This window comes from Glutamicibacter soli, assembly GCF_052322135.1.
GTDB classification, from domain to species: domain Bacteria; phylum Actinomycetota; class Actinomycetes; order Actinomycetales; family Micrococcaceae; genus Glutamicibacter; species Glutamicibacter soli.
Genome location: NZ_CM125969.1, coordinates 2,016,872 through 2,042,809, shown reverse-complemented (window position 1 = coordinate 2,042,809; position 25,938 = coordinate 2,016,872). Strand labels below are relative to the sequence as shown.

Below are 25,938 nucleotides of genomic sequence, written 5' to 3'. Positions count from 1 at the left end.
AGGCCGTTTCAATCGCCGCGCGCACCGCTATGCAACCTGCATAGCGTAAATTGGTCAACACCCCATTTTACTGGTCAGTCTGCACAGTTCCCGAACCAGCTTTCGCACAGGCTTCTACCAGGGGAAGGGTGCGTCCCTGGAAATGCTCGTGCAGGGCGAAGGACGAGGAGGTGCGGGCAACCCCGGGCACGGTGTTGATCCGGTTGAAGATGTCCTGCAGGTCCTCGGGAGTCCTGGCCACTACGCGCAGCTGCAGATCCGAGGTGCCGGTGACGGTGTACATGTCCACGATCTCCGGGATCGCTTCCTCCAAGGCGGTGGCCACCGGATCGTGCCCGTACTTCTGGATGATCTCCACCGAGCAGAAGGCCACCAGCGTGTAGCCGAATCCCGCAGGCTCGATGCGCGGCACGATGCCGCGGATCACCCCCGCCTCGTGGAGCCGCGCCAGCCGGCTGCTGACGGTGCCGCGGGCCACCCCGAGGCGGCGGGCGCATTCCATGACCGGCAGCATGGGGGAGTCGGTGAGCAGCTCAATCAGGTCTGCATCCAGTTGGTCGATGCGCATTCGGTCCTCACTTCGTCTTCGGCTGCATAGGCTGCGGAGCGATCCCGCAGATTCAAGGCTAGCGCGGCGCGCCGCCTGCCCGGGGTCCCGGGACAGCCTCGCGGCTATGGGGCATCTCACAAGATATTCTGGCCTTTTCAGACCCCCGGGGAAAGGTGCATCATGGCGCGCAGGCAGGTTTTGGAATCGGTCGACGGACTGGCGGTGCTGGTCACCGGAGCGGCCCAGGGCATGGGGGAGCTGTTCGCACGCCGGGCCTGCGTCGACAAGGCGGCGCGGGTGGTCCTCTGGGACCTCAACGAGCTGCTGCTGGAACAGGCCGCCGATGCCCTGCGCGCGGCATTCCCGCAGACCGCCATCGAGACCCGGGTGGTGGACCTGGCCGACCCCGCGCAGATCGCCGAGGGCGCAGCGCAGGCGCTGGCGGCCGGCGGCATCGACATCCTGGTCAACAACGCCGGGGTGGTGACCGGCAAGCCCTTCGCCCAGCACAGCACCGGGCAGATCCACTCCGCCATGGCGGTCAATGCGCTGGCGCCGATGTACCTGACCCATGCGCTGCTGCCGCAGCTGGGAGTGCGGCGGCCGGGCCGCATCCTGACCATCGCCTCGGCCGCGGCGTTGGTATCGAACCCGAACATGAGTGTGTACGCGGCGTCCAAGGCCGCTGCCGCCAGCTTCAGCGACTCGCTGCGCCTCGAGCTCGAGCGGGAGCCGGGAAGAAACCTGGCGGTGACCACCTTCTGCCCGACCTACGTGGATACCGGAATGTTCGCCGGGGCCCGGCGTATGCTCTTCACCCCGATGCTACAGAAGCAGCAGGTGGCGGACCGCGCGTGGGATGCGATGCTGCGTGCCACCCCCATGGTGCTGCTGCCGTGGACCAGCAAGCTGGGGCAGGCGCTGCGCGGGGTGCTGCCGCGGGCGGCCTGGGATTTGCTGGCCGAAAAGGTGCTGGGCATCTACCACTCCATGGACGAATTTTCCGGACGGGCCCCGGCTGCTGACCGGTCGGCGCAAACCCCGGGCAACAGCGCGGTGTAGGGCTGGCAAACCCGAACTGGGAATCGGTCTCGAAGTATTCCGCGCGCGCTGCGCAGCAGGTAGCATCAGGTGCGCGGACGGCATCCGCCGCGGCCGCGCGACCTGGCCATACCCCGGCATGCCGGTGGGCAGATCGGCATCGCAAGAGCGCACATTCGTGAGGACCAGTCATGCAGAAGCTCAGAGTCAATTTGTGGATGAACGGCACCGGCGAGGAAGCCGGAAACTTCTATGCCGATGCCCTGCCCGGGAGCTCCATGGAGGTGGAATCGCGCTACCCCACCGAGGGCCTGCTGGACTTCCAGCAGCCGCTGGCAGGCCAAGCCCTGACGGTCGCGGTGTACGTGCGCGGCCAGCGGATCACCCTGGTCAATGCCGGCCCCGATTTCACCCCCAACCCCTCGATCTCGCTGATGCTGAATTTCGACCCGGCGGACTACGAGGGCAGCGTCGACGCGGCCCGGGCCGACCTGGACGCCACTTGGGCCAAGCTGTCGGCCGGCGGGCAGGTGCTGATGGAGCTGGGCGAATACCCCTACAGCCCCCGCTACGGCTGGGTGCAGGACAAGTACAACGTGTCCTGGCAGCTGATCCTGAGCGGCCCAGAGGGTGATCCGCGTCCCTTCGTGATGCCCAGCCTGCTCTTCGGCGGAGCGGCCCAGAACCGCGCGGCGGAAGCGGTGGCCCACTACAAGGAAGTGTTCGGCGCCCGCGAGGGCATGTTCGTCACCTATCCCGAGCCCACCGGGCCGGCGGCCGCCGGATCGGTGATGTTCTCCGACTTCGCGTTGGACGACGACTGGGTGACCGCCATGGACTCCGGTGTCGAACAGGACTTCTCCTTCACTCCCGGCGTCTCGCTGGAGTGGCCCTGCGACGGGCAGGAGGAGCTGGACCGGGTGTGGGATGCCATGAGCGCGGTGCCCGAAGCGGAGCAGTGCGGCTGGCTCGCGGACAAGTTCGGGGTCAGCTGGCAAATTGTTCCCGCCAACTTGGGTGAGCTCATGTCCAGGCCAAATGCCTTTGAGCACATGATGGGCATGAAGAAGCTGGTGATCGACGAGTTCTAGGGGATCGGGCGCGTACAGTGGGGTGGCAGTACCATTCACGCCGCACGTCAGGAGCACCATGCCAGCGCCCAAGATCCGTCCGTTCATCCTGCCCGAGCTGGCCCAGGGCTACGCGGGGGATCTGGACGCCGGAGGCTACCTCGACCCGCTGCGCTTTGCCGGGCTGGACGGGGAGATCGCGGCCGACGACGTGCGGTTCGAGCAGTGCGAATTCTCCGGACTGAACGCCGACCGCTTCTCGCTGTGCAATGCCCGGGTGTTGCAGAGCGAGCTGAACCAGGTCTCCGCTCCGGTGCTAGCCGCCGCCGCCGTGCGCCTGGACGAGGTGCGCATCTCGCACAGCCGCTTTGGCTCGGCCGACCTGGCCGAGTCCAGCGTCGACTCGCTGCTGGTGGAGAACTGCAAGTTCGGTTGGCTGAACCTGCGCGGCGCCACGCTGCGCGATGTGGAGTTCCGCGATTGCCAGTTCGACGAACTGGATTTGGGCACCCTGCAACGGGTGCGCTTCACCAGTTCGCGGACCAAGGTGCTGGCGGCCCATCAGGCGAAGCTGAGTTCGGTGGACCTGACGGGCCTTGAATTCGATATGGTCGACGGGGTGACCGGGCTGCGCGGCGCGCAGGTCACGCAGCTGCAGCTCATGTCGCTGGCGCCGCAGCTGGCCGACCATCTGGGTATCAAGATCGCAGGCTGATCTGCGGGTGGCGCTGGGCCAACTGGCCCGCGGTCTGCAACAGCAGCTCGCGCATCGCGATGGCCGCCGCCCCGGGAGGGGTGTCGCGGCGATGCGCCAGCCCGATGGTGCGTTCAAGGTTCGGCTGGGCAAGATCCGTGTCCTTGCGCGGAGTGCTGCGCAGCGCCCTGCCGTGCAGCTGGCTCCGTCCGACCAAGGCCGTGGCCGGCACGATGGCCACGCCCAGTCCGACCTGGACGAAGCGCAGCACTGCGTCCATCTCACCGCCGTCAATGACCACGTTGGGGCTCAGCCCCAACGTACGGTAGGCGCTCTGCGTCGCCGCCCGCAGGTCGTAGCTGGGGGAGAAGGCGATCTGCGGCACCATTGCCAGGTCCCGCAATTCCACCGGACCCTGGCCCAATCGAGGATGCTGCATCGAATCGGCCACCACCAGCTGCTCCACCAGCACTTCGGTGTGCGCCAGGCTTGGCTCGGTCACCGCGTGCTCGCTGGTTACGATCAGCGCCAAGTCGAGCTGGCCGCCGGTGAGCTGCTCCAGCAGCGTCCGGGAACCTGCCTCGGAGATCTGCAACTCGATGCCGGGATACGTCGCGCGATAGGTTTCCAGCACCTCGGCCACCAGCGACACGCATAGCGTCGGCGGCGCGCCCAAGCGCACCCGGCCGCGGCGCAATCCGGCCAGTTCGGCCATCTCCACGCGAATCGACTCCGCATCTGCAAGCATCCGGGTAGCCAGCGGAAGCAGAGCGCGCCCCGCGGCGGTCAGCGTGAGGTTGCCGCGCGTGCGGTTGACCAGCGTGGTGCCCAGATCGTGCTCCAGCGTGGAGATCTGCCGGCTCAGCGACGGCTGGGAGAGGTGCAGGGCCTCGGCCGCGCGTGTGAAGTGCCCCACGCGGGCAATGGTGGCGAACCCTCGAAGTTGCTCTAGATTCATGATGCATAGCTTACTGCTATGGAAATCATGAAGATAATTCATTGGACGTATCGTGGACCCGGGCAGATGCTGGAAAACATGAAACCAGAACAGCAGATATCCACGTCAGTCCTCGTCATCGGCACCGGAGGATCCGGCCTGCGCGCCGCGATCGAATTGGCCGAGCAGGGCGTCGACGTGTTGGCGGTGGGCAAGCGCCCGCGCCACGACGCGCACACCTCCCTGGCCGCCGGCGGCATCAATGCGGCGCTGGGCACTATGGACGAGGAAGACAGCTGGCAGCAGCACGCGGCCGACACCATCAAGGAAAGCTACTTCCTGGCCGACCCGCGCACCGTGCAGGTGGTCGCCCAGGGCGCCGCCCGCGGCATCGAGGACCTTGAACGCTATGGGATGAACTTCGCCCGCGAGGTGGACGGCCGCATCTCGCAGCGCTTCTTCGGCGCCCACACCTTCCGCCGTACCGCCTTCGCCGGGGACTACACCGGCCTGGAGATCCAGCGCACGCTGATCAAGCGGGCCGAGCAGCTGCAGGTGCCGATCCTCGACACCGTGTACATCACCGAGCTGCTCACCGCCGAAGGGCAGATCTTCGGCGCCTACGGCTTCGACGTGAACCACGGCACCGGCTATCTCATTCACGCCGATGCGGTGATCCTGGCCGCTGGCGGGCACAACCGCATCTGGCGCCGCAGCAGCTCGCGCCGCGACGAGAACACCGGCGACTCGTTCCGCCTGGCCGTCCAGGCCGGCGCCCGGCTGCGCGACCCCGAGCTGGTGCAGTTCCACCCCTCGGGCATCATCGAACCGGAAAGCGACGCCGGAACCCTGGTCTCCGAAGCCGCGCGCGGCGAAGGCGGCATCCTGACCAATGCGCTGGGCGAACGCTTCATGGCCCGCTACGACGCCAAGCGCATGGAGCTGTCCACCCGCGACAGGGTCGCGCTGGCCGCCTACACCGAGATCCGCGAAGGACGCGGCACCGAGAACGGCGGGGTGTGGCTGGACGTCTCGCACCTTGACCGTGAGGTCATCATGAAGCGCCTGCCGCGGGTCTACCAGACCATGATGGAACTGCAGATGCTGGACATCACCTCGCGGAAGATGGAGATCGCCCCGACCGCGCACTACTCCATGGGCGGGGTCTGGGTGGACCCGCTGACCCATGCCACCGAAGTTCCCGGACTCTACGCCATCGGCGAGGCCTCCTCCGGGCTGCACGGGGCCAACCGGCTGGGCGGCAACTCGCTGATCGAGCTGCTGGTCTTCGGGCGCATCGTGGGCCAGCACGCGGCGCAGTACTCCGCGTCGCTGGCTTCCCAGCCGCGCTCGGCCCAGGCCATCGCCGCCGCCCGCGCCCACATCGCAGAGCTGCTCGGATCCCGCGGACAGGAAAACGTGCGCAACTTGCAGCGCGCCATCCGCGACCTGATGACCGAGCACGCCGGGGTGGTGCGCGACGAGGCCGGGCTGCTGGAAGGCCTGGCGAAGCTTCAGGCCATCGAGCAGCGCATGGCCAACGTGGGAATCCACCCGGACATCGCCGGCTACCAGGACCTGGCCCACGCCTTCGACCTGCAGTCCTCGGCGCTGGCCGCCCGCGCCACGCTGGAAGCGGCGCTGGAACGCCGCGAAACCCGAGGCTGCCACAACCGCAGCGACTACCCGGCCATGGACCCGGCGCTGCAGGTGAACCTGGTTTGGTCGCCGAGCACCGGGATCACCCGCGAACCGATTCCCGAAGTTCCGGCGCAGATCGCGGAACTGATCACCGAGGTGTCCCAGGAAGGCAAACTCGTGGAGTAACGATTCGGCGCGGACTTGCCACCCGGGCATCGGTATCTGAAACTGTGGTTAGCGGCAGGACGCGGGTCCCGATGCCCGGATCCGCATCCGGGTGCGCCGCGTGCGAGTGGAGGAACCCATGGTCCATGTCGGGCTGGTTTTTGTAGGCCTCATCCTGTTTGTCAACGGGCTGGTTTCACTGGGCCGGATTCCGGCGCGGTCGGCCGCTGTGCTGAACCTGCTGGTCGGTGGGGTGCAGATCCTGCTGCCCACGCTGATCATGGTGCAGGCCGAGGGCGATCACGTGCTGATCAACGATACGTGGCCCAGCTACTTGTTCGGCATGACCTACCTGCTGGTAGGGCTGAATACGCTCTTGGGCTTCGATGCAACAGCCTTCGGCTGGTTCAGCAGCTTCGTGGCGGGCATTGCCATCTACAAGGCGCTCATGTCCCTGGACTTCGACCCGGTTTTCGCGGTCATTTGGCTTGCCTGGGCGATCATGTGGCTGTGCCTGTTCCTGCAGCACGCGCTGGGCGTGAGCAGGCTGGGGCGCATCGACCTGCAACGTTTCGCCGGATGGCTGCTGGTTAGCGCCGGCATCCCGTCGAGTACGGTGCCGGCGCTGTTCGCGCAAAACGGGTTGTGGAGCACCAGCGGCGCCGCGGGCCTCGGTGCGCTCCTCGCCCTGGCCGCGGCCCTGTGCTTCAGCGCGTGGCAGGGGAGCAGGATGCCCAAGCCCGCGGCCAGCACCGGGCACCTCGCCGCGTAGCATCCACTGTCGGGTTTAGCGTTCGCGCTGCACCCGGGTCTCGTCCCACACCGGGGTGTCGGATTCGTAGACCTTGCCGTCCGAGCCGAAGACCAGAAAGCGGTCGAAGCCGCGGGCGAACCAGCGGTCGTGGGTGACTGCCAGCACCGTGCCCTCGAACGCGTCGATGGCGCGCTCCAGCGCCTCGCCCGAATGCAGGTCGAGGTTGTCGGTGGGCTCGTCAAGCAGCAGCAGGGTTGCGCCGGAGAGCTGCAGCAGCAGGATCTGGAAGCGCGCCTGCTGCCCGCCGGAGAGCGAATCGAACTTCTGCTCCGACTGGCCTGCCAGCCCGTAGCTGTCCAGCGCGCCGGCGGCCGCCTCGCGCGGCAGGCCGGAGCGGTGCTCGTCGCCGCGGTGCAGGATGTCCAGCAGGGTGCGGCCGAACAGATCCGGGCGCGAGTGCGTCTGGGCGAAGTAGCCCGGACGGATGCGCGCGCCGAGTTTCACCGTGCCGGCATGCTGCACCGGCTCGATCACCACGTCGGACACCGGCAGGTGCTCGCGCTCCGGATCCGTGCCGCCGGAGGCCAGCAGGCGCAGGAAGTGCGACTTGCCCGAGCCGTTGGACCCGAGCACGCCCACGCGGTCCCCGAACCAGATCTCCGCGTCGAAGGGCTTCATGAGGTTGGTCAGTTCAAGCTTTTCGGCGACCACCGCGCGCTTGGCGGTGCGCCCGCCCTTCAGGCGCATGTTCACGTTCTGCTCCAGCGGGATGGCCTGCGGAGGGCCGGCCTCCAGGAACTTCTCCAGCCGGGTGGTCGCGGCCTGGTAGCGGTTGGCCATGTCGGAGCGGAACGCTGCCTTGGTCTTGTACATGTTCACCAGCTCCTTGAGCTTGGCGTGCTCCTCGTCCCAGCGCTTGCGCAGCTCCTCGAAGCGTTCGTTGCGCTCCTTGCGGGCTTGAACGTAGGAGCCGAATGCGCCGCCGTGCACCCAGGCGGTGGCGCCGCCGTGGCCCGGTTCCAGGGTCACGATGCGGGTAGCGGCATTGTTCAGCAGCTCGCGGTCGTGGCTGATGAACAGCACGGTCTTGTTGGAGCGGGACATGGTGTCCTCGAGCCAGCGCTTGCCTGGCACGTCCAGGTAGTTGTCCGGCTCGTCGAGCAGCAGCAGTTCGTCGTTGCCCTCGAAGAGCGCTTCGAGGACCAGGCGCTTCTGCTCGCCGCCGGAGAGCGTGCGGGCCAGCCGGTCGCCGGCCTTGTCGAACCCGATGCCCAGGGCCGCCATGCAGACCTTGTCCCAGGTGGTTTCCAGTTCGTAGCCGCCGGCGTCGCCCCATTCGATGATCGCCTCGGCGTAGCGCATATGGACTTTCTCGTCCTCGCTGGTGAGCATCTTCGCCTCGTACTCGGCGACCTTCGCGGCGGCCTGGGCCAAGGCAGGGGCGGCGGTGGACAGCAGCAGGTCCTTCACCGTGGACTCGTCGCGCACCTGCCCGACGAACTGGCGCATGATGCCCAAAGTTCCGGTGCGGTTGATGGAGCCTTCGTCGGCTCTCAGGTCGCCTGCGATGATCTTGAACAGGGTTGTCTTGCCCGTGCCGTTGGGTCCGATCAGCGCGGTCTTGGAACCGGCGGTGACCTTGAAGGTCACCCCGCCCAGCAGCTGGGTGCCGTCGGAAAGGAAATACTGGATGTCTGTCACGTCGATATGAGCCACCTGGCAATCCTATCGGGCTTTGGCCGGTTCGTTCCGTCGCCGGCGCGTGCGTTCGGCTACGGTGGTGCCATGCAGATCGAGTTGGAAATCCACGGGGCGCTTCACGCCTGCTGCCACCCGGGCTTCGAGGTGGGCGAGCAGGTACAGTGGGAGATCGCCCGGCTGCGCCATCCGGATGGCACCGTGGTCTACGAACTGAACGACCATGACACGCTCGGCGAATCCGGGGTGCCGGTCGCGGCGGTTCACGGCACGGTGAAGGAGATCCACTACATCGACCGCCGCTACGAGCCGGCCATCGGCGATCCGGTCCAGCTGCTGCCGACCGGGGAGCCTGCCCGGATCACCCCGACCACCAGCGTTCCGGCGGGCACTGACTTCGACCCCGACCTGATCCATGTCACCCTGAAACTGCAGGACCCCGGGCAGCTGCCGGAGATCTGCGACTGGGATCCGCAATTGGAATGCCCAGCGGAGCCGGGAGCGCGCGAAGGCGTCGCCCGTGCGCAATTCGAGCTCAGTGACGCAGCCGTCCAATTGCGTGAACTCGCGGAGGAACTGGCCCAGCGCTACGGCCACCTGGCCGACGCGCGGATCGACGCCACGGGTCTGGCCTCGTTGCTGCCCCGGGCCCGGGGAGCCGCCGAAGTGCACTGGCGACTTGATTTCACCGACGTCCCGGCACAGCTGGTGATGGAGATTGCAGGTGTCGAATTCACCTTCCTGCCGGATACAGCGTCCATCAGGCAGGTGGAGCGGATCGTGGAGGCGGTCGCCGCCGGACGGCTCCGCGAGGAGCAGCGGGCAAAGGGCGCCTCCCTGGTCCTTGAAATGAGCATCGAACTGGCCGACGGCACCACGATCACCCAGCGGGACACGGTGCAGGGTATTGCTGGGCAGGATTCCTTTTCGATCATCGGTCCCCTCGGAGACCGGTTGGCTCGAACCGGCGCATTCACGGCCTGGGCTTAGTGGCTGCCTGTCTGCTGGAGTGTGGGCCCATCGAAAATGACGACGAGTGGACTACTACGCGTCGCCCGGTGTTCACCTGCCGGTCGGAAAGAATTGCGACTCTTGGGAGGCCATCTTGAGCAAACACCAAGCTATTTTTTGGGGGGACTACCCACGTGAATCGAACCGCAAAGAGGTCAGCAGGCATTATTGCCGCGCTGGCATTGGGGGCCGGCGGTCTGGCGCCGCTGACACTGTCCGCAGCCGCCAGCGCGGACACCGGAAGCTATTTTGAACGCACCGCAACCTACTCGGTTTACCAGAACCACCCCGAGGGGGCCGCGGCCGAGACCGCCGCGGAAATCTCCACTGTCTCAGCCGACGGACAGACGCTGATCTATACCGATGCCTTGTCCGGCATGATCGGCTTCGTCGACATCTCGGACGCCTCGAATCCAGCGGGCTTGGGAACCCTGCCGCTGCACCAGCTGGGTAGCGCCGAGGACGAGCCGACCAGCGTCGCCGCCTACGGCGAGTACGTGTTCGTGGTCGTAAAGACCTCCAAGAGCTACATCGACCCGTCGGGCCGCGTGGACGTGGTGCACATCGCGGATCGCAAACTGGTGCACAGCATCGAGCTGTCCGGGCAGCCCGACTCCATCGCCCTGTCCGCCGACGGATCCTACGCGGCGATCGCCATCGAGAATGAACGCGATGAAGATGCCGGGGACGGTGGACTGCCGCAGACTCCGGCCGGTTCGGTGGCCATCCTCGATCTGCTGGGCGGCGCCCCGGACGAATGGACGCTTCGCGAAGTGCCGCTGGCCGGCGGCACCCGTGAAAAGCCGGTAGCCCTCGACCAGCTTGCCCAGGCCGGACTTGATACCCCGCAGGATCCGGAACCCGAATATGTCACTATCAATGACCGCAACCAGGTGGCGGTAACCCTCCAGGAAAACAATGGCATTGTCCTCATCGACCTGCCGAGCGGAAAGATTACCAAGGCGTTCAGCGCCGGATCCGTGGATCTGGCCGGCATCGACACGCAAGACGACGGAAAACTCGACCCCAGCGGTTCGCTTCAGGGAGTTCCCCGCGAACCGGATGCCATCGGATGGATCCAGGACCGCTACCTTGCGACCGCCAATGAGGGGGATTGGAAGGGTGGCAGCCGCGGCTTCACCATTTTCGATTCCCTCACCGGCGAACCGGTGTGGGACGCCGGAAACCGTTTTGAGCGCCTTGCGCTGTCCCAGGGGTTGTTCCCCGAAGGCCGCGCAGGCAAGAAGGGCACCGAGCCCGAAGGCCTGGCCGTGCATGAGTACCGGGGTGTCGAGTACGCCTTCGTCGCCTCCGAACGCGGAAATTTCGTGGCGGTCTACGACCTGAGCGACCCGCGCGAGCCGAAATACCTACAGACGCTGCCCACCACCAATGGTCCCGAAGGGATCCTTCCGATCCCGGGGCGCGACCTGCTCGCCGTCTCCTCGGAAACCGACGAGGCCGACGAGGGTGTGCGTTCGGCGCTGACCCTGTTCAGTTTCGGTGCCGCCACGCCGCAGTTCCCGCAGCTGTCTTCCGATCCGTCCGCTCCAGTGCCCTTCGGAGCGCTCAGCGGGCTGAGCGCCGACCCGGAGGCTGCGCACCAGATTTTCGCGGTCAGTGACAATGCCTACGAACCGCTGATCTACACCATCGATGCCGGCCAGGGGCTGGTCACGGACTCCCTGCCGGTGACCGAGGACGGCGCCCCGGCGAAATTGGACCTGGAAGGCATCTCCGCCCGTGCAGGGGGCGGCTTCTGGGCGGCCAGCGAGGGAGCCGAGGGCGCGGGCAACACGCTGGTGCGCATCGATGTCGACGGCGCGGTCGCCGAGCGGGTGCAGCTGCCGCAGGACATTGTCGGGACGTTGAAGGGCCAGGGGCTGGAAGGAGTTGCGGCCTTCGGCGCGGGGGAGGAAGAAGAAGTGGTCTTCGCCCTGCAGCGCGAGGTGGGGGGCGAGGACTTCGTCCGTATCGGGCGCTACCTCCCAGCCAGCGGCGAATTCTCCTGGTATGGCTACCAGCTGGAGGATGCCGGGGACGACGGGAGCTGGAACGGTCTCTCGGAGATCACCCGGCTCTCGGACGGCAGTTTTGCGGTGATCGAGCGCGACAAGCGCATCGGCGAGAACGCCAAGCTGAAGGCCGTGTACCAGTTCGCCCTGCCCGAAGCCTCGGCCAGCGCGCCGAACGACACGGTTCCCCTGCTGGAGAAGAAGCTGGCGGTGGACGTCCTGCCGGTGCTGGAGCGGACCAACGGCCGGACCCAGGAAAAGCTTGAAGGCCTCGCTGTCGCCGGCAACGGCCAGGTCTACGTGGTGACGGATAACGACGCGGTGAAGGATGCCAGCGGAGAAACCGTCTTCGCCAGCCTCGGGGCCGAGGCCGAAGCCTTCGCCCTGGCGCCTGCGGCGAGTACCGCTCCGACCGAATCTGCGGCGCCCACCGCATCCTCGACTCCCACCGATTCGGCTGCACCGAGCACCTCGCCGTCGAGCACTCCGTCCACCAGCGAGGGCAAGGGTGACGGCTCAGCGGGCGCGCCGGACGGCGCCGAGTCCGCCGCGCCGGACGCCGGGGAAACCTCGGCCGCGGAACCAGCCACGGATGACCTGGCGCAGACAGGGGTGGGCAGCCTGTGGTTCCTGCCCCTGGGCTTGGTCCTGGCTGGGGTTGGCGTGGCCGCGGCCCTGAAGGCACGCGGCAATGCACGCGGGCACTGACAACCGAGAATAGCGGGGACCGCGGTGGCTGCCGACAGCCGCCGCGGTCCCCGCTTCATGCGTGGCATGCTTCTATACTGGCATGATGCAGATCACCGTGATCCTCGATCCTGCCGAGCAGGCCTGTTGCGGCGGGATGCTGAGCCCCGGCTAGCGCGTCGAGTGGGTGCTTGCCTACGTCACTCGCGGTGAACATCCCTATTACATGCGTGATCAGCACGAGCAGTTCGCCGTCCATGGCGCGAAGACCAGGACCGTCAGCGGTTCTGTTGCGGCGATCCGCGAGCTGGCCATCCACCCATCACGCCCCGATGACACGCCAGTGCGCCGCGTCTGGCGCTCGCTGTCCAGGCTGGCCTGCGGGGTGGACTATGACAGCGACTGCATCGAAATCGACCTGCTTCTTGATGACGGGGCGCAGCCGCCCGAACTGTTCAGCTGGCCACGCCGCTAGTTGTACTTGTAGAAGCCCTCGCCGGTCGCCGCGCCCAGCTTGCCCTTCTCGATGTACTCGCTCTTGAGCAGGGCGGCGAACTTCTTGCTTGTCTCGTCACCCATGCTGGAAATATTGTAGGCGGTGTTCAGCCCCACGATGTCGTAGATCTCGAAGGGTCCCTTCGGGGCGCCGGTGCCCAGCTTCCACGTCTTGTCGATGGTCGGAGCGTCGGCCACGCCGTTGACCAGCAGGTGGCTTGCGGCTTGGAGGAACGGGACCAGCAGGGAGTTGAGCAGGTAGCCCGGCTGCTCCTTGAGGACGCGAATCGCCACCAGACCGGTACGTTCGGCGAAGTCGACCACGGCCTCATAGGCTTCGCTGCCGGTGAGCGCGGTGCCCATGATTTCGCCGGTGTTGTTCTGCCAGACGTGGTTGGCGTAGTGCAGGGCCAGGAACTTCTCCGGGCGCCCGGTGTGCGGTGCGATGGCCGACGGGAGCAGGGTGGAGGAGTTGGTGGCGAACACGGTGCGCTCCGGCGCCACGGCAGCTAGGGCCTCGTAGGTGCCCTGTTTGATATCGAGGGATTCCGGGACGGCCTCGATGACGAAGTCTGCGTCCTTGACCGCATCGGCCAGGTCCATGGACAGTCGGATGGAATCGCGCGCTGCCTGGGCCTTGGAGCGGTCTCCTGCGTCGAAGTAGTCCGCGTAGGTCTGCACCAGTGAATCCAGGCGGTGGTTTGCCGCCTCCAGTGCCTGTTCGGTGATGTCGTATCCCACGACGGGCAGGCCGTGATAGGCGGTCTGGAAGATGATCTGCGCGCCCAGCACGCCGGTGCCCAGGACTGTGGTGTTGGTGAGGATCATGGGATTGCCCCGATTCCGCCGGCAGGAGCTGGCAATTGTTTTCGGCGCAACGGCCGCCGTGCCGCCAACCAGTAAGTTACCGATTGGTAACTTCATTGTGCGGCACCCGGTGGCCTGCTGCAACGTTCTGTGAGGCGAAGAACGAGCTGCTGGGGCCCAGACCACATGGCAGGCATGCAAAAGGGCATCCGGGTATGCCCCGGATGCCCTTCGGATCTCAAGCCTTAGGCGGTCTTCTTTTTCAGGACCACTGCGGCCACCGCGGCAACGATCAGCGAAATGATCAGGAAGTTGCGGCCCTTGTGGCTCTGCTTCGGAGCCAGCGACTTCTGCGCGCTCTTCACCGCATTCTCCACCGAGGCGCGGGTGCGCTTGGCCGCCTTGGACTTGCCCGTCACGTTCTCCACCAGATTCGCCCCGGCGTGGCTGATCGCTTCGACGTTCACGCCGGAAATCGCGTTGTTCCAGGTTTCGCGCAACTCGTCCGGCAGCTCTTCCTTGGCGGACTTGGCGAGCTTGGCCAGCGACTTCTCTACTTCTTTGAAATTCTTGGCGGTCTTCGACATAACTTCCTCTCGGTTGGCCCGCGCCCGTGGATGGGACGCCGTGCGTTCACGTCTCCAGCCTAGCCAGCACCGATAACGCGCTCAAGCACCGTTGGTTGCGCTCAGTGCGAACTCCCAGAGACTTCACGGGCGCGGCTTACGCGGCGGGCTCGCCGTCCGCAGGCTCCTGGGGATCCCGCAGCCGACGCAGCCGGGTGCGCACCGCGCTGGCAAGGCACAGCAGCAGCAACAGCGTGGCGACGCTCGCCACCCCGGCGAACAGGGGCGAGGAGGCCTGCCACGTGTAGCGGTCGATGGTGATCCAGAAAACGACCCACAGGGCCCCGGCGTTCATGTAGAGCCCGATGGGTTTCTTGAAGGTCAGTGCGCACAGGGCAAGGCTGACCAGCAGCAGCACCAGGGCCGCGATTCCCTTGAACATCAGCCGGTTCGAATCCACTCCCAGGGCCGCCAGCCAAGCCGCCGCCTCGCCGAGCACGATGATGACCAGCCATCCGGTGAACAAGCCGAAGCTGGACCGGGTGATCCAGCGGTCCATGTTGTTGCGCAGCGTGGTGCGGTCGATCATCAAGGCGATCCGGGTCAGCACCAGGAGCATGAGCAGCGCGAACAGCAGGCTGAAGCCCATCCGGTCGCGCTGCAGCAATTGCAGCCACAGGGCATTAAGCAGGACCAGCGCGAGTACCCAGGGGCGCAGCTTGCCGTGCAGGTCCGTGTGCCTGGCGGTGGGCATGCATTGCCACACCGCATAGATGCCCAGGCCAGCCATCAGGGCGAACCAGGGCAGCTGGGCCACCAGCGGAACCGCCATCACCGTGGCGTCGGCTTCCAACCAGCCGCCGGCGATCTGGCCCAGATGCGAGCCGCGGATCGCTCCGGTGCCGAACACCGCCCAGTTCAAGGCCGCGAAAACGACCAGTGCGTAACAGATAGACACTAGTGGTGTCGCATTTTGACGGGCCTTGGCCATGGCATCCCTTATCCGATACTTCGTCTCGAGTCTGAAACTACCACGGCTGTGCGGAGATTGCCTGATGGCGCGACAGGTGGCGATAAGCTGGTTTGATGACGCAATCAACCCAGTGGGTCCGCGAGGCCATCTCCCTGCTTGACGCCGATGCAAACCGCAGCGCCGATACGCATCTGCACCGCTTCGAACTGCCCAAGCAATGGGGGATCGAGTTGTACCTGAAAGACGAATCGGTGCACCCCACTGGATCGCTCAAGCACCGTCTGGCGCGGTCGCTGATCCTCTACGGCCTGGTGAACGGCAAGATCCAGGAGGGCACCACGCTGGTGGAGGCCTCCAGCGGCTCCACCGCAGTCTCCGAAGCGTACTTCGCCCGCATGCTGGGACTTGAATTCATCGCCGTGGTCCCTAAGTCCACGAGCACCGAGAAGATCGAGCTCATCGAGTTCTACGGCGGGCGCTGCCACCTGGTGGACCAGGCCGGGCAGGTCGACGCGGCGGCCCGCGAGCTGGCCGCCGGCCCCGGCGGCTACTACCTGGACCAGTTCACCTTCGCCGAGCGGGCCACCGACTGGCGCGGCAACAACAATATCGCCGAATCGGTGTTTGCGCAGATGAGCGCCGAGCGCTACCCGATCCCGAGCTGGATCGTGGTGGGTGCCGGCACCGGCGGCACCAGCGCGACCTTCGGGCGCTTCGTGCGCTACAAGCGCCACGACACGAAGGTCGCCGTGGCGGACCCCGAAGGCTCCTCCTTCTACGAGGGCTGGCGCACCGGGAACATGGGCTACTCCACCGGCGTGGGCTCGCGGATCGAGGGCATCGGACGCCCGAGCGTCGAGCCGTCCTTCGTGCCCGGGGTCATCGACGAGATGATCCAGGTCCCCGACGCCGGCTCGCTGGCCGCCATGCGCCTGCTGCGGGCCAAGACCCGCTATTTCGCCGGCGGCTCCACCGGCACCAACCTCTACGCCGCATTCCAGATCATCGCCGGCATGCTCCAGCGCCGTGAGCGCGGCAGCATCGTCACGCTGATCTGCGACTCCGGCGAGCGCTACGCCAACACCTATTACAACGACGACTGGCTGGCAGACCAGGGCCTTGACCTGGCCCCGCACACCGCGGTGCTGGAGCGCTTCCTGGCCGAGGGGATCTGGGAGGACTAGGTCTCGCTGGGCCGGTGCGCGGGCATCAGCCCGGCGGTCTTCTTGCGCTGGTGCACAGAGAAGTAGGACAGCCCCTGCTCGCCGGCGACGAAGTGTCGCCGGGCCCTGGCCGGCAGGTAGATGATGTCCCCGGCACCCAGCTGCACGGTGGTTCCCTCGCCGTGCAGCAGGCCGGAGCCGGCGACCACGTGCAGCAGCACGTCCAGCTCCGGGCCCACGTGCTCGCCGATCTCGGCTCCCGGAGCCAGCGCGATCACGTTCGCGTCCAGGTCCCGCCGGCCCGGTTCAAGTTTCCACAGCGCCCCGTTGCGGCCGTCCGCCTGGGCGGCGAGGTCTGCGGTGTTGGCCATGCGGCGCGGGACCGGGGGCATGCTGGTCATCGGGAGCTCCTGTTCAGCGCCGGAATTCGGGCCGGTGCGCGGATGTCATCTGTGCACCCAGCATAACCGCGCACCGTGGACGCGGTCGTAGGATGGAATCATGAGTGAACACCCCTCCGCAGCAGCCCACGCCCAGACCCAGGCGGACTTCGCCGCGAACCTCGCCTCGGTGCGGGAGCGGATCGCCCGCGCGGAAGCATCCGCGGGCCGCGCGCCGGGCAGCGTGCGCCTGCTGCCGGTCACCAAGACCGTGCCCTCGCAGCGGCTGCGCCTGGCGATCGCCGCCGGGGTGGACTGGCTGGGGGAGAACAAGGTGCAGGAAGCGCTGCAGAAATCCGAGGAGCTGGCGGACCTGCCGCAGCTGAAGTACTCGGTGATCGGGCACCTGCAGACCAACAAGTCCAAGTACGTGGCGCGCTTCGCCCACGAGTTCCAAGCGCTGGACAACCTGCGCCAGGCCGAGGCGCTGCAGCGCCGCCTGGAGCTGGAGGACCGCACCCTGGACGTATTCGTGCAGGTGAACACCTCCGGCGAGGAATCCAAGTTCGGCATGCCGCCGGAAGCGGCGCCCGGCTTCGTCAAGCAGCTGCCGGCCTTCGACCGTCTGCACGTCAAGGGCCTGATGACCCTGGCGATCTTCTCCACCGACCAGGTGGCGGTGCGCCGCTGCTTCCAGAAGCTGCGGGCCGTGCGTGACACCGTGCGCGAGGCCGACGAGCGGATCGCGGAACTGTCCATGGGCATGAGCGGCGACTTCGAGCTGGCCATCGCCGAGGGCGCCACAGTGGTGCGCGTGGGGCAGGGCATCTTCGGGGCCCGCGCGCTGCCGGACTCGCACTACTGGCCCGGATTCGCCGGCTGAGCCCCGGCCGACACGCCTGTGACCTGAGAGGCAGCGGGGTATCTGCAAAAACACTTAGCCCGCAGGGCGCTGGCGCAGTAGGGTGAAAGTGACACCGTCACTGTTCCGAAGGAGCTGTCTTGCCTACCGTTGCCGAACACCTTATCGACCAGCTCGACGCCCAGGGGGTCCGCCGGATCTACGGCATTCCCGGCGATTCGCTCAATGGCCTGACCGACGCGCTGCGGGTCAACGGCCGCATCGAATGGATCCACCACCGCCATGAGGAAGCCGCGGCGTTCGCCGCCGCGGCGGAGGCTGAAATCACCGGGGAGCTGGCCGTCTGCGCCGGATCCTGCGGGCCGGGCAACCTGCACCTGATCAACGGGCTGTACGACGCGCAGCGCTCACGGGTTCCGGTGCTGGCCATCGCCGCGCACATCCCCACCGAGGAAATCGGCTCCAACTACTTCCAGGAAACCCATCCCGTGGAAGTCTTCCGCGGCTGCTCGGTGTACGCCGAACAGGTCTCGGACCCCAAGCAGATGCCGCGCATGCTGTGCATCGCGATGCGCGAGGCCATCGAGAAACGCGGCGTGGCAGTGCTGGTGGTCTCCGGGGACGTGGCCCTGTCGAGCATGGAGCGCAGCGAAACCCACCAGATCGTGAAAACCAACCCGCGCATCCTGCCCGACGAGCAGGAGCTGGAGCGCGCCGCGGAAATCCTCGAATCCTCGCGCAAGGTCACCATCCTTGCCGGGGCCGGCACCGCCGGCGCCCACGACGAGGTCATCGCCCTGGCGGACAAGCTGGGCGCCCCGATCGTGCACGCGCTGCGCGGCAAGGAGCACATCGAATACGACAACCCCTTCGACGTGGGCATGACCGGCCTGCTCGGCTTCGCCTCGGGCGCCAAGGCCATCGCCGAATGCGAGGTGCTGCTGATGCTGGGCACCGACTTCCCGTACCAGCAGTTCTACCCGCAGCAGGCGACCATCATCCAGGTGGACATCCGCGGCGAGCAGATCGGCCGGCGCACCCGGGTGGATGTGCCTCTGGTGGGCACCGTGAAGGACACCGCGGCCGCGCTGGCGGCGCTGTTGCCGGTGCAGACGCACCGCAAGCACCTGGACACTGCGCTGGAGCACTACCGCAAGACCCGGACCAAGCTCGACGAGCTGGCCACCGGGTCCAAGCCGGGCACCGCGATCCATCCGCAGTACCTGGCCCGGCTGATCGACCAGGCGGCCGACGAGGACACGATCTTCACCGCCGACGTGGGCTCCCCGGTGATCTGGGCGGCCCGCTACCTGAGCATGACCGGCAAGCGCCGGGTGCTGGGTTCCTTCAACCACGGTTCCATGGCCAACGCGCTGTGCCACGCGCTGGGCGCCCAGGCCATCGACCGCTCCCGCCAGGTGATCGCCTTCGCCGGCGACGGCGGGCTGGCCATGATGCTCGGCGAGCTGCTCACCGCCACGCAGAACAAGCTGCCGATCAAGGTGGTGGTCTTCAACAATTCCTCGCTGAACTTCGTGGAACTTGAAATGAAGGCCGCCGGATTCGTCACCTACGCCACCGACCTGCGGAATCCCGACTTCGGTGCGCTGGCCAACGCCGCCGGGCTGAAGGGCTACCGTGTGACGGACTCCTCCCAGTTGGAGGACACCATCAAGGACTTCCTGGCCCACGACGGACCGGCGGTGCTGGACGTGGTGACTGACCGCCAGGAGATGTCCATGCCGCCGTCGATCAAGCTGGAACAGGCCAAGGGTTTCGCGCTCTACGCGATCCGCACGGTCATGTCCGGGCGCGGCGACGAGCTGCTGGATCTGGCCAAGACCAACTGGCGGCAGATGTTCTAGGAATTAATTGCCTATGCTTAATGCCGGTGCCGTGAATGCGGCGCCGGCATTTTGCATGTGAACTTCAGAAAGAGGCGTAGGCGCTTTGACTTCGCAACCTGCCGCGGCCCACGCGGCAACCACCGAGGACTTCTCCCACAACCTGGCTGCGGTGCGCGAGCGGATCGCCCGCGCGGCCCGCTCGGTGGGCCGCGACCCGGAATCGGTGCGCCTGCTGCCGGTCACCAAGACCATCCCGGCCGAGCGGCTGCGCCTGGCCATTGCCGCCGGCGTGGACACGCTGGGGGAGAACAAGGTCCAGGAGGCGCAAGCCAAGCACGAGGAGTTCAAGCAGGACTACCCGCATCTGCGCTACTCGGTGATTGGTCCGTTGCAGCGCAACAAGGCGAAGTTCGTGGCGCAGTTCGCTGACGAGTTCCATGCCCTTGATTCGCTCCGGCTCGCCGAAACCCTGCAGAGCCGGCTGGAAGCCGAAGACCGCCACCTGGATGTCTTCATCCAGGTGAATACCTCCGGAGAGGAATCGAAGTCCGGCATCGAAGCGGCAGAAGCCGCGGAACTGCTGGCAGCGCTGAAGCCGCTGGACCGCCTGAAGCCAGTCGGCTTGATGACCATGGCTGCGAATACCAGCGACGAGTCCTCCATCCGCGCCAGCTTCACCCTTCTGCGCGAGACGCTCGCCGAGCTGCAGGCCGCCGGAGCCCCGGAGGAATTCGCGCAGCTGTCCATGGGCATGAGCGGAGACTTCGAGATCGCCATCCAGGAAGGCGCCACGGTCGTCCGTGTGGGCCAGGGGATCTTCGGGGCCCGCCAGTACCCCGCCTAGGCATTCCTGGATGCTTGCAAGCCTGGCAGCGGCGGTGTGGGACGTCGTCGGTGTAGCGCGCCTTTGTATCCATTCCACGGGTGTGTCCACACCCTGCCTTGAACCGTCCTAAAGTGTCGGTTCCCCGGCGGATACTACATGTAGGTACAGACACTTCAGCCATGGCACAAGTCGACGGAGGCGAAACACGCCGAGGAACTTCTCACACCAAGTATTTTTAACCCACAAGTTCGATATCCCAAGCTGTGGACAAACCAGGCTGTACCGCGAGAAATCGGGGTTTAATCAGGGGCCGGTATCCACAATTCCTGTGGACTCCCTTGTGGGGGAATCACATAGCTGTAATACATCATCTTGTGGCCGCTTGACCGGCCAGACACAAGATGTAGTATTGAATCCGATGGCGCGATAAACGCCGAAAACACCCCGAAGGTGAACTTTGGGGCATCCGAGAGGTTGGTCCGCACCACCGTGAAAACGGTGAGAAGACGGACCGAAACTAGGACTTTTTAAAGGGGATCAGGGACTATGTCCATCACGGTTTACACGAAGCCTTCCTGCGTACAGTGCAACGCCACCTACCGCGCGTTGGACAAGAAGGGTGTCGAGTACAACAAGGTCGATATCTCTCAGGATGCTAACGCCTTGGAGCACGTGCGTGGCCTTGGATACATGCAGGCACCGGTTGTCGTGACCGACAACGATCACTGGTCGGGCTTCCGCCCGGACAAGATCGCTCTGCTGGCTCCGGCAAACTAACCAGATACCGAGCCCATTCGGTACTAAATCCGCTCTTTTGTAGTGGAGGCGAAATACCATGCCACCGACAGCTCTTGCCGACAGGCAACACGCTGAGGCGCACGAACCAGTGGTGTACACCGATTCGAAGTTGATCTACTTTTCTTCGATATCGGAGTACACCCGGCGGTTCGTCGAAAAACTTCAGATGGATTCGGCCCGGATTCCGCTTTACGGGTACGAGCCGAAACTCATCACCACAGCTCCGTACGTCCTGCTGATTCCCACCTATGGGGGAGACGGCGGTAAACGATCAATCCTGCCGCAGATCATGAAATTTCTCGGGTATGAAGAGAACCGCAAGAACCTACGCGGTGTCATCGGAGCAGGGAATACAAACTTCGGCGAGTACTACTGCATTGCGGCCAAGCGAATCGCGGCCAAATGCGATGTGCCCGTGCTTTATACATTCGAACTCATGGGAACGCAGGAAGATGTTCTCAAAGTCAAAGAAGGGCTTGAAACCTTTTGGAAACCAGCGTCGCAGAAGCAGCAGGAACGATGAAGGACTCGAAAGAGCTCCCCGCGCAGTTCCAGGGGTTGAGCTACAACGACCTCAACGCCATGCTGAACCTCTACGGTCCAGACGGCAAGATCCAGTTCGAGGTGGATCGCTACGCGGCTCGCCAGTACTTCCTGGATCACGTGAACAACAACACCGTGTTCTTCCACGATCTCGATGAGAAGCTCGAATACCTGGTCAAGCACGAATACTACGAGCGTGAAACCCTCGACCAGTACTCGATGAACTTCATCCGCGACCTGTTCAAGCACGCCTTCTCCAAGAAGTTCCGTTTCGAAACCTTCCTGGGCGCCTTCAAGTTCTACACCTCGTACACCCTGAAGACTTTTGACGGCAAGCGTTACCTGGAGCGCTACGAGGACCGTGTCTGCATGGTTGCCCTGCACCTGGCTCGCGGCAACGAAGAACTGGCCACCCAGCTCGTCGACGAAATCATCGAAGGCCGTTTCCAGCCTGCTACCCCGACCTTCCTCAACGCGGGCAAGGCCCAGCGCGGCGAATTGGTCTCCTGCTTCCTGCTTCGCATTGAAGACAACATGGAGTCGATCGCCCGTGCCGTGAACTCCTCGCTGCAGCTGTCCAAGCGCGGCGGCGGCGTGGCCCTGGCCCTGACCAACCTGCGCGAGCACGGTGCACCGATCAAGCAGATCGAGAACCAGTCCTCCGGCGTCATCCCTGTCATGAAGCTTCTGGAAGATTCCTTCTCTTACGCCAACCAGCTTGGCGCACGCCAGGGTGCCGGCGCGGTCTACTTGAACGCCCACCACCCGGACATCTACCGCTTCCTCGACACCAAGCGCGAAAACGCCGACGAGAAGATCCGTATCAAGACCCTGTCACTGGGTGTTGTCATTCCTGACGTCACCTTTGAACTCGCTCGTAAGAACGAGGACATGTATCTGTTCAGCCCGTACGACGTTGAGCGCGTCTACGGCAAGCCGTTCAGCGAAATCTCGGTCACCGAGAAGTACACCGAGATGGTCGATGATTCGCGCATCAAGAAGACCAAGATCAACGCCCGCGAGTTCTTCCAGACCCTGGCGGAGATCCAGTTCGAGTCCGGCTACCCGTACATCATGTTCGAAGACACGGTGAACAAGGCCAACCCGATCGAGGGCCGCGTCTCCATGTCGAACCTTTGCTCGGAAATCCTGCAGGTCTCCTCGCCGTCGGAGTACAATGACGACCTGAGCTACAAGACCGTGGGCAAGGACATCTCCTGCAACCTGGGTTCGATGAACATCGCCAAGGCTATGGACGGCAAGAACCTGGCCAAGTCCGTGGACATTGCCATCCGCGCGCTGTCCGCAGTCTCCGACATGTCATACATCGACTCCGTTCCTTCGGTTGCGGACGGAAACCGGAAGTCGCACGCCATCGGCCTGGGCCAGATGAACCTGCACGGCTTCCTGGCTCGTGAGCGCATCTACTACGGTTCCGAAGAAGGCATCGACTTCACCAACATCTACTTCTACTCGATTCTGTTCCACGCGCTGACCGCGTCGAACAAGATCGCGATTGAACGCGGCGAGGTCTTCGACAACTTCGAGAACTCCAAGTACGCATCGGGTGAATTCTTCGACAAGTACATCGACGTGGAATGGGCTCCAGCCACCGAGCGTGTGCGCGAACTGTTCGACGGCATCCACATTCCTACCCAGGAAGACTGGATCGCGCTGAAGAAGTCGGTCATGGAACACGGTATCTACAACCAGAACCTGCAGGCCGTGCCGCCAACCGGTTCGATCTCCTACATCAACAACTCGACCTCGTCGATCCACCCTGTTGCTGCAAAGGTCGAAATCCGCAAGGAAGGCAAGATCGGCCGCGTCTACTACCCGGCCCCGTACATGACCAACGAGAACATCGAGTTCTACGAGGATGCATACGAGATCGGTTACGAGAAGATCATCGACACCTACGCCGCTGCTACCCAGCACGTCGACCAGGGCCTCTCGCTGACCTTGTTCTTCAAGGACACCGTCACCACTCGTGACATCAACAAGGCCCAGATCTACGCATGGCGCAAGGGCATTAAGACTTTGTACTACATCCGCCTGCGCCAGCTGGCTCTTGAAGGCACTGAGGTGGAGGGCTGCGTCTCCTGCATGCTGTAAAGCCTCGTGAAATGCGCTGACTAGAGCATTAGCCAGCACGAACAGCCAGTCGCTGAATCCCTACCGGGTTCGGCGGCTTGCTGTGCTTAAGTGCCTAGTCAGAATTGGTTTGTGATCTTTCTCCTTGAGGCGCCTCGACGCAGTTCGCGGGTAGGTTAAAGAGCAATCAAGGGGGTAGAGTTGATTGCGAAGTTAGAGCTGCAGGCTGAGTCGCTATGCAGCGATGCAAGTGGCTAAAAAGGGAACAAATGACCGAGAAGCTTAAGCTCGCCAACAAGGTTGAAGCGATCAACTGGAACCGTATCCAGGATGACAAGGACGTGGAGGTCTGGAACCGACTCGTCAACAACTTCTGGCTGCCGGAGAAGGTGCCGCTGTCCAACGACATCCAGTCGTGGGGGACCCTGACCGAAGACGAGAAGCTGTTGACCATGCGCGTCTTCACCGGCCTGACCCTGCTCGACACCCTTCAGGGTACCGTTGGCGCAGTCTCGCTGATCCCGGATGCAATCACCCCTCACGAAGAGGCCGTGTACACCAACATTGCCTTCATGGAGTCGGTGCACGCCAAGAGCTATTCTTCGATCTTCTCCACCCTGGCTTCCACCAAGGAAATCGACGAGGCCTTCCGCTGGTCGACCGAGAATGTGAACCTTCAGAAGAAGGCTCAGATCATCGAGAGCTACTACTACGGCGATGACCCGCTCAAGCGCAAGATCGCTTCGACCCTGCTCGAATCTTTCCTGTTCTACTCCGGCTTCTACCTGCCGATGCACTGGTCCTCGCACGCCAAGCTGACCAACACCGCTGACCTGATCCGCCTGATCATCCGCGATGAAGCCGTTCACGGCTACTACATCGGCTACAAGTTTCAAAAGGGTCTGGAAGGCCTGAGCGAAGAGCGCAAGCAGGAGCTGAAGGACTACACCTACGAGCTGCTGTTCGAGCTGTACGAGAACGAAGTACAGTACACCCACGACCTCTACGATCCAGTGGGCCTGGCCGAGGACGTCAAGAAGTTCCTGCACTACAACGCCAACAAGGCGCTGATGAACCTGGGCTACGAGGCCATGTTCCCGTCCACCGTGACCGATGTGTCGCCAGCCATCCTGGCAGCGCTGAGCCCGAACGCCGATGAGAACCACGACTTCTTCTCCGGCTCCGGTTCCTCGTACGTCATCGGCAAGGCAGTGAACACCGAAGATGAAGACTGGGACTTCTAAAAAGTCTGTTCCCAAGCGCCGGGTTAATGCCTGACTGCGCACCCGATCTGTGAATTTCACAGGGCAGGTTCTAATGGTCGTTGCAACATCCTGATATTTCAGGAGTTGCAACGACCATGCCTCATTAAACGCGAACGGAGTAGATAGGAAATGACGGACAAGATCGGCTAAAGGACCGGCCAAAAGATCTATGATCGGCTTTCGGGCCCAAATCACTGCGCAGATCAAATCAGCGAGTCTTCATTTGTGTCCAGGCTATGGGACACGAGCGATCTGCCATCGGCGGATATTCGTTTTGAGTCCGTTTGGGGAGACACGGCAACATCGGGAGTGAAACCCGGACTGGGATGAATACTGGTTGGTCGCAGACGAGCGCTTCGATCTGTTCTGGTGCAGTGACAACACATTCTTTTAGTTCTTGACAGAAACTCTTCATCCACGCATGCGACGATCCGATTCGGAAGAACTTCGCAAGTTTCTAAACCCTCTGCTGTATCCAACTGGATTTCAACTTATCCCGAGTGGCGTGTTTCATGGTGATTGCACCTATGCAGTGAGTCGACAGGGAACCCGCTCAGCGGATACGATGCGCTTAGCACCGCGGCCCGGCCTGGAAGATCCACGAGACCTTCATTAGGAGTTGCAACGGATTGAGCGCGGATATATCGATGACCCCGCAGCTGCGATCTCGTAGAGTAAGAACCTACTGGAAACACTCTTCAAACTGATGCTTAAAGACTATAGCGTCGAAGTGTCATCCGGCGACGATCTGACGAAACTTTGCAGCGAGGCGTTGCCATCGGTGGCACTGGCGGCTACCGCTGCAGCGACAACATCTGCGGATGGAAAAGCCGTCAAGAAGATGCTTCGATCGCTCTTTACGGTCGTTCGAAGCACTTCGGAGTTGCGCGACCAGTTCGGTTCAAGCCACGGTCAGTTGGTGCCGAGCCCTGCACTTGCACGGCATGGAAGATTGGCCTTCAAGGCTTACGTTGCGGTTGCTGAGTTTGTTTCTGAAATATGGTCAGCAAGACGGCGTATCTGACGGCTGCGCAGATCCTGTTGGATGTCAACGCT

24 protein-coding genes are annotated in these 25,938 nt (G+C 64.2%); 17 read left to right on the top strand and 7 right to left on the bottom strand.

Annotated features, from left to right (window positions below):
• Window positions 1-67 precede the first annotated feature (67 nt).
• Window positions 68-568, bottom strand: coding sequence for an Lrp/AsnC family transcriptional regulator (locus ACTX90_RS09670; RefSeq protein WP_047119261.1), 501 nt, complete (start codon window positions 566-568; stop codon window positions 68-70).
• A gap of 162 nt (window positions 569-730) precedes the next feature.
• On the opposite strand from ACTX90_RS09670, the gene ACTX90_RS09665 reads away from it, so the two are divergent.
• The 3 genes from ACTX90_RS09665 to ACTX90_RS09655 all read left to right on the top strand — a co-directional run bounded on the left by ACTX90_RS09665 (window position 731) and on the right by ACTX90_RS09655 (window position 3,376).
• Window positions 731-1,612: an SDR family NAD(P)-dependent oxidoreductase gene (locus ACTX90_RS09665; protein ID WP_047119260.1), complete on the top strand. Its 882-nt coding sequence runs from the start codon at window positions 731-733 to the stop codon at window positions 1,610-1,612.
• Window positions 1,613-1,782: 170 nt separating this feature from the next.
• Window positions 1,783-2,682, top strand: coding sequence for a VOC family protein (locus ACTX90_RS09660; protein ID WP_047119259.1), 900 nt, complete (start codon window positions 1,783-1,785; stop codon window positions 2,680-2,682).
• 58 nt (window positions 2,683-2,740) lie between these two features.
• Entirely contained in the window at window positions 2,741-3,376 is a 636-nt protein-coding gene (locus tag ACTX90_RS09655) for a pentapeptide repeat-containing protein (protein ID WP_443442001.1), read from the top strand.
• Here ACTX90_RS09655 and ACTX90_RS09650 read toward each other — a convergent pair.
• Complete coding sequence (locus ACTX90_RS09650; RefSeq protein WP_053798226.1) at window positions 3,360-4,313, bottom strand: LysR family transcriptional regulator; 954 nt, start codon at window positions 4,311-4,313, stop codon at window positions 3,360-3,362. The genes ACTX90_RS09655 and ACTX90_RS09650 overlap by 17 nt on opposite strands.
• Window positions 4,314-4,391: 78 nt before the next feature.
• On the opposite strand from ACTX90_RS09650, the gene ACTX90_RS09645 reads away from it, so the two are divergent.
• Window positions 4,392-6,119 carry an FAD-dependent oxidoreductase gene (locus ACTX90_RS09645; protein ID WP_443442000.1) on the top strand — a complete coding sequence of 576 codons (1,728 nt, stop codon included), beginning with the start codon at window positions 4,392-4,394 and terminating at the stop codon, window positions 6,117-6,119.
• A 118-nt stretch (window positions 6,120-6,237) separates the two neighbouring features.
• On the top strand, window positions 6,238-6,870 hold the full coding sequence (locus ACTX90_RS09640; protein WP_113606332.1) for an AmiS/UreI family transporter: 633 nt from the start codon (window positions 6,238-6,240) through the stop codon (window positions 6,868-6,870).
• Window positions 6,871-6,885: 15 nt separating this feature from the next.
• Here the strand turns inward: ACTX90_RS09640 and ACTX90_RS09635 are convergent, their stop codons facing one another.
• Window positions 6,886-8,568, bottom strand: a complete 1,683-nt coding sequence (locus tag ACTX90_RS09635; RefSeq protein WP_443441999.1) for an ABC-F family ATP-binding cassette domain-containing protein — start codon at window positions 8,566-8,568, stop codon at window positions 6,886-6,888.
• Window positions 8,569-8,637: 69 nt separating this feature from the next.
• On the opposite strand from ACTX90_RS09635, the gene ACTX90_RS09630 reads away from it, so the two are divergent.
• The 3 genes from ACTX90_RS09630 to ACTX90_RS09620 all read left to right on the top strand — a co-directional run bounded on the left by ACTX90_RS09630 (window position 8,638) and on the right by ACTX90_RS09620 (window position 12,738).
• Entirely contained in the window at window positions 8,638-9,540 is a 903-nt protein-coding gene (locus ACTX90_RS09630) for a hypothetical protein (RefSeq protein ID WP_443441998.1), read from the top strand.
• Window positions 9,541-9,695: 155 nt separating this feature from the next.
• Window positions 9,696-12,284, top strand: a complete 2,589-nt coding sequence (locus ACTX90_RS09625; RefSeq protein ID WP_443441997.1) for an esterase-like activity of phytase family protein — start codon at window positions 9,696-9,698, stop codon at window positions 12,282-12,284.
• 166 nt (window positions 12,285-12,450) lie between these two features.
• Window positions 12,451-12,738, top strand: a complete 288-nt coding sequence (locus tag ACTX90_RS09620) for a hypothetical protein (protein WP_443441996.1) — start codon at window positions 12,451-12,453, stop codon at window positions 12,736-12,738.
• Here the strand turns inward: ACTX90_RS09620 and ACTX90_RS09615 are convergent.
• From ACTX90_RS09615 to ACTX90_RS09605, 3 genes are all read right to left on the bottom strand, one after another.
• On the bottom strand, window positions 12,735-13,586 hold the full coding sequence (locus ACTX90_RS09615; protein WP_053798220.1) for a 3-hydroxyacyl-CoA dehydrogenase: 852 nt from the start codon (window positions 13,584-13,586) through the stop codon (window positions 12,735-12,737). The two genes, ACTX90_RS09620 and ACTX90_RS09615, sit on opposite strands and share 4 nt — an antisense overlap.
• Before the next feature lie 224 nt (window positions 13,587-13,810).
• Entirely contained in the window at window positions 13,811-14,152 is a 342-nt protein-coding gene (locus tag ACTX90_RS09610; RefSeq protein WP_047119251.1) for a hypothetical protein, read from the bottom strand.
• 136 nt (window positions 14,153-14,288) lie between these two features.
• Window positions 14,289-15,089: a TspO-related membrane protein gene (locus tag ACTX90_RS09605; RefSeq protein ID WP_146955800.1), complete on the bottom strand. Its 801-nt coding sequence runs from the start codon at window positions 15,087-15,089 to the stop codon at window positions 14,289-14,291.
• A gap of 128 nt (window positions 15,090-15,217) precedes the next feature.
• Here ACTX90_RS09605 and ACTX90_RS09600 point away from each other — a divergent pair, with 128 nt between their 5' ends.
• Complete coding sequence (locus ACTX90_RS09600; RefSeq protein ID WP_047119249.1) at window positions 15,218-16,288, top strand: PLP-dependent cysteine synthase family protein; 1,071 nt, start codon at window positions 15,218-15,220, stop codon at window positions 16,286-16,288.
• On the opposite strand, the gene ACTX90_RS09595 is transcribed toward ACTX90_RS09600, so the two are convergent.
• Window positions 16,285-16,668: a cupin domain-containing protein gene (locus ACTX90_RS09595; protein ID WP_047119248.1), complete on the bottom strand. Its 384-nt coding sequence runs from the start codon at window positions 16,666-16,668 to the stop codon at window positions 16,285-16,287. The genes ACTX90_RS09600 and ACTX90_RS09595 overlap by 4 nt on opposite strands.
• A gap of 100 nt (window positions 16,669-16,768) precedes the next feature.
• On the opposite strand from ACTX90_RS09595, the gene ACTX90_RS09590 reads away from it, so the two are divergent.
• From ACTX90_RS09590 to ACTX90_RS09555, 8 genes are all read left to right on the top strand, one after another.
• On the top strand, window positions 16,769-17,530 hold the full coding sequence (locus tag ACTX90_RS09590; protein WP_120989374.1) for a YggS family pyridoxal phosphate-dependent enzyme: 762 nt from the start codon (window positions 16,769-16,771) through the stop codon (window positions 17,528-17,530).
• Between the two features lie 119 nt (window positions 17,531-17,649).
• Window positions 17,650-19,374: a ubiquinone-dependent pyruvate dehydrogenase gene (poxB, locus tag ACTX90_RS09585; RefSeq protein WP_443441995.1), complete on the top strand. Its 1,725-nt coding sequence runs from the start codon at window positions 17,650-17,652 to the stop codon at window positions 19,372-19,374.
• Window positions 19,375-19,459: 85 nt separating this feature from the next.
• The gene (locus ACTX90_RS09580) at window positions 19,460-20,200 is read left to right on the top strand and encodes a YggS family pyridoxal phosphate-dependent enzyme (RefSeq protein ID WP_161448051.1); all 741 of its coding nucleotides are present in this window, start codon (window positions 19,460-19,462) and stop codon (window positions 20,198-20,200) included.
• A 528-nt stretch (window positions 20,201-20,728) separates the two neighbouring features.
• Entirely contained in the window at window positions 20,729-20,959 is a 231-nt protein-coding gene (gene nrdH, locus ACTX90_RS09575; RefSeq protein WP_047119244.1) for a glutaredoxin-like protein NrdH, read from the top strand.
• Between the two features lie 58 nt (window positions 20,960-21,017).
• On the top strand, window positions 21,018-21,503 hold the full coding sequence (gene nrdI / locus ACTX90_RS09570; protein WP_047119243.1) for a class Ib ribonucleoside-diphosphate reductase assembly flavoprotein NrdI: 486 nt from the start codon (window positions 21,018-21,020) through the stop codon (window positions 21,501-21,503).
• Window positions 21,500-23,638 (top strand): class 1b ribonucleoside-diphosphate reductase subunit alpha, encoded by a 2,139-nt coding sequence (gene nrdE, locus ACTX90_RS09565; RefSeq protein WP_443441994.1) that lies wholly within the window; start codon window positions 21,500-21,502, stop codon window positions 23,636-23,638. Before nrdI ends, nrdE begins: the two co-directional genes overlap by 4 nt.
• Before the next feature lie 248 nt (window positions 23,639-23,886).
• A complete protein-coding gene (gene nrdF, locus ACTX90_RS09560) occupies window positions 23,887-24,861 on the top strand; it encodes a class 1b ribonucleoside-diphosphate reductase subunit beta (protein ID WP_443441993.1) in 975 nt (324 codons plus the stop codon).
• A gap of 727 nt (window positions 24,862-25,588) precedes the next feature.
• Window positions 25,589-25,906 carry an abortive infection family protein gene (locus ACTX90_RS09555; protein ID WP_443441992.1) on the top strand — a complete coding sequence of 106 codons (318 nt, stop codon included), beginning with the start codon at window positions 25,589-25,591 and terminating at the stop codon, window positions 25,904-25,906.
• Window positions 25,907-25,938 lie beyond the last annotated feature (32 nt).

Bases quoted from the DNA above. Each gene is read 5' to 3' on its own strand.
- ACTX90_RS09670 (WP_047119261.1), bottom strand. From the start codon at position 568: ATGCGCATCGACCAACTGGATGCAGACCTGATTGAGCTGCTCACCGAC.
- ACTX90_RS09665 (WP_047119260.1), top strand. From the start codon at position 731: ATGGCGCGCAGGCAGGTTTTGGAATCGGTCGACGGACTGGCGGTGCTG.
- ACTX90_RS09660 (WP_047119259.1), top strand. From the start codon at position 1,783: ATGCAGAAGCTCAGAGTCAATTTGTGGATGAACGGCACCGGCGAGGAA.
- ACTX90_RS09650 (WP_053798226.1), bottom strand. From the start codon at position 4,313: ATGAATCTAGAGCAACTTCGAGGGTTCGCCACCATTGCCCGCGTGGGG.
- ACTX90_RS09590 (WP_120989374.1), top strand. From the start codon at position 16,769: ATGAGTGAACACCCCTCCGCAGCAGCCCACGCCCAGACCCAGGCGGAC.
- nrdI (WP_047119243.1), top strand. From the start codon at position 21,018: ATGCCACCGACAGCTCTTGCCGACAGGCAACACGCTGAGGCGCACGAA.
- ACTX90_RS09655 (WP_443442001.1), top strand. From the start codon at position 2,741: ATGCCAGCGCCCAAGATCCGTCCGTTCATCCTGCCCGAGCTGGCCCAG.
- nrdE (WP_443441994.1), top strand. From the start codon at position 21,500: ATGAAGGACTCGAAAGAGCTCCCCGCGCAGTTCCAGGGGTTGAGCTAC.
- nrdH (WP_047119244.1), top strand. From the start codon at position 20,729: ATGTCCATCACGGTTTACACGAAGCCTTCCTGCGTACAGTGCAACGCC.
- ACTX90_RS09600 (WP_047119249.1), top strand. From the start codon at position 15,218: ATGACGCAATCAACCCAGTGGGTCCGCGAGGCCATCTCCCTGCTTGAC.
- nrdF (WP_443441993.1), top strand. From the start codon at position 23,887: ATGACCGAGAAGCTTAAGCTCGCCAACAAGGTTGAAGCGATCAACTGG.
- ACTX90_RS09645 (WP_443442000.1), top strand. From the start codon at position 4,392: ATGAAACCAGAACAGCAGATATCCACGTCAGTCCTCGTCATCGGCACC.
- ACTX90_RS09640 (WP_113606332.1), top strand. From the start codon at position 6,238: ATGGTCCATGTCGGGCTGGTTTTTGTAGGCCTCATCCTGTTTGTCAAC.
- ACTX90_RS09595 (WP_047119248.1), bottom strand. From the start codon at position 16,668: ATGACCAGCATGCCCCCGGTCCCGCGCCGCATGGCCAACACCGCAGAC.
- ACTX90_RS09630 (WP_443441998.1), top strand. From the start codon at position 8,638: ATGCAGATCGAGTTGGAAATCCACGGGGCGCTTCACGCCTGCTGCCAC.
- ACTX90_RS09615 (WP_053798220.1), bottom strand. From the start codon at position 13,586: ATGATCCTCACCAACACCACAGTCCTGGGCACCGGCGTGCTGGGCGCG.
- ACTX90_RS09555 (WP_443441992.1), top strand. From the start codon at position 25,589: ATGCTTAAAGACTATAGCGTCGAAGTGTCATCCGGCGACGATCTGACG.
- ACTX90_RS09610 (WP_047119251.1), bottom strand. From the start codon at position 14,152: ATGTCGAAGACCGCCAAGAATTTCAAAGAAGTAGAGAAGTCGCTGGCC.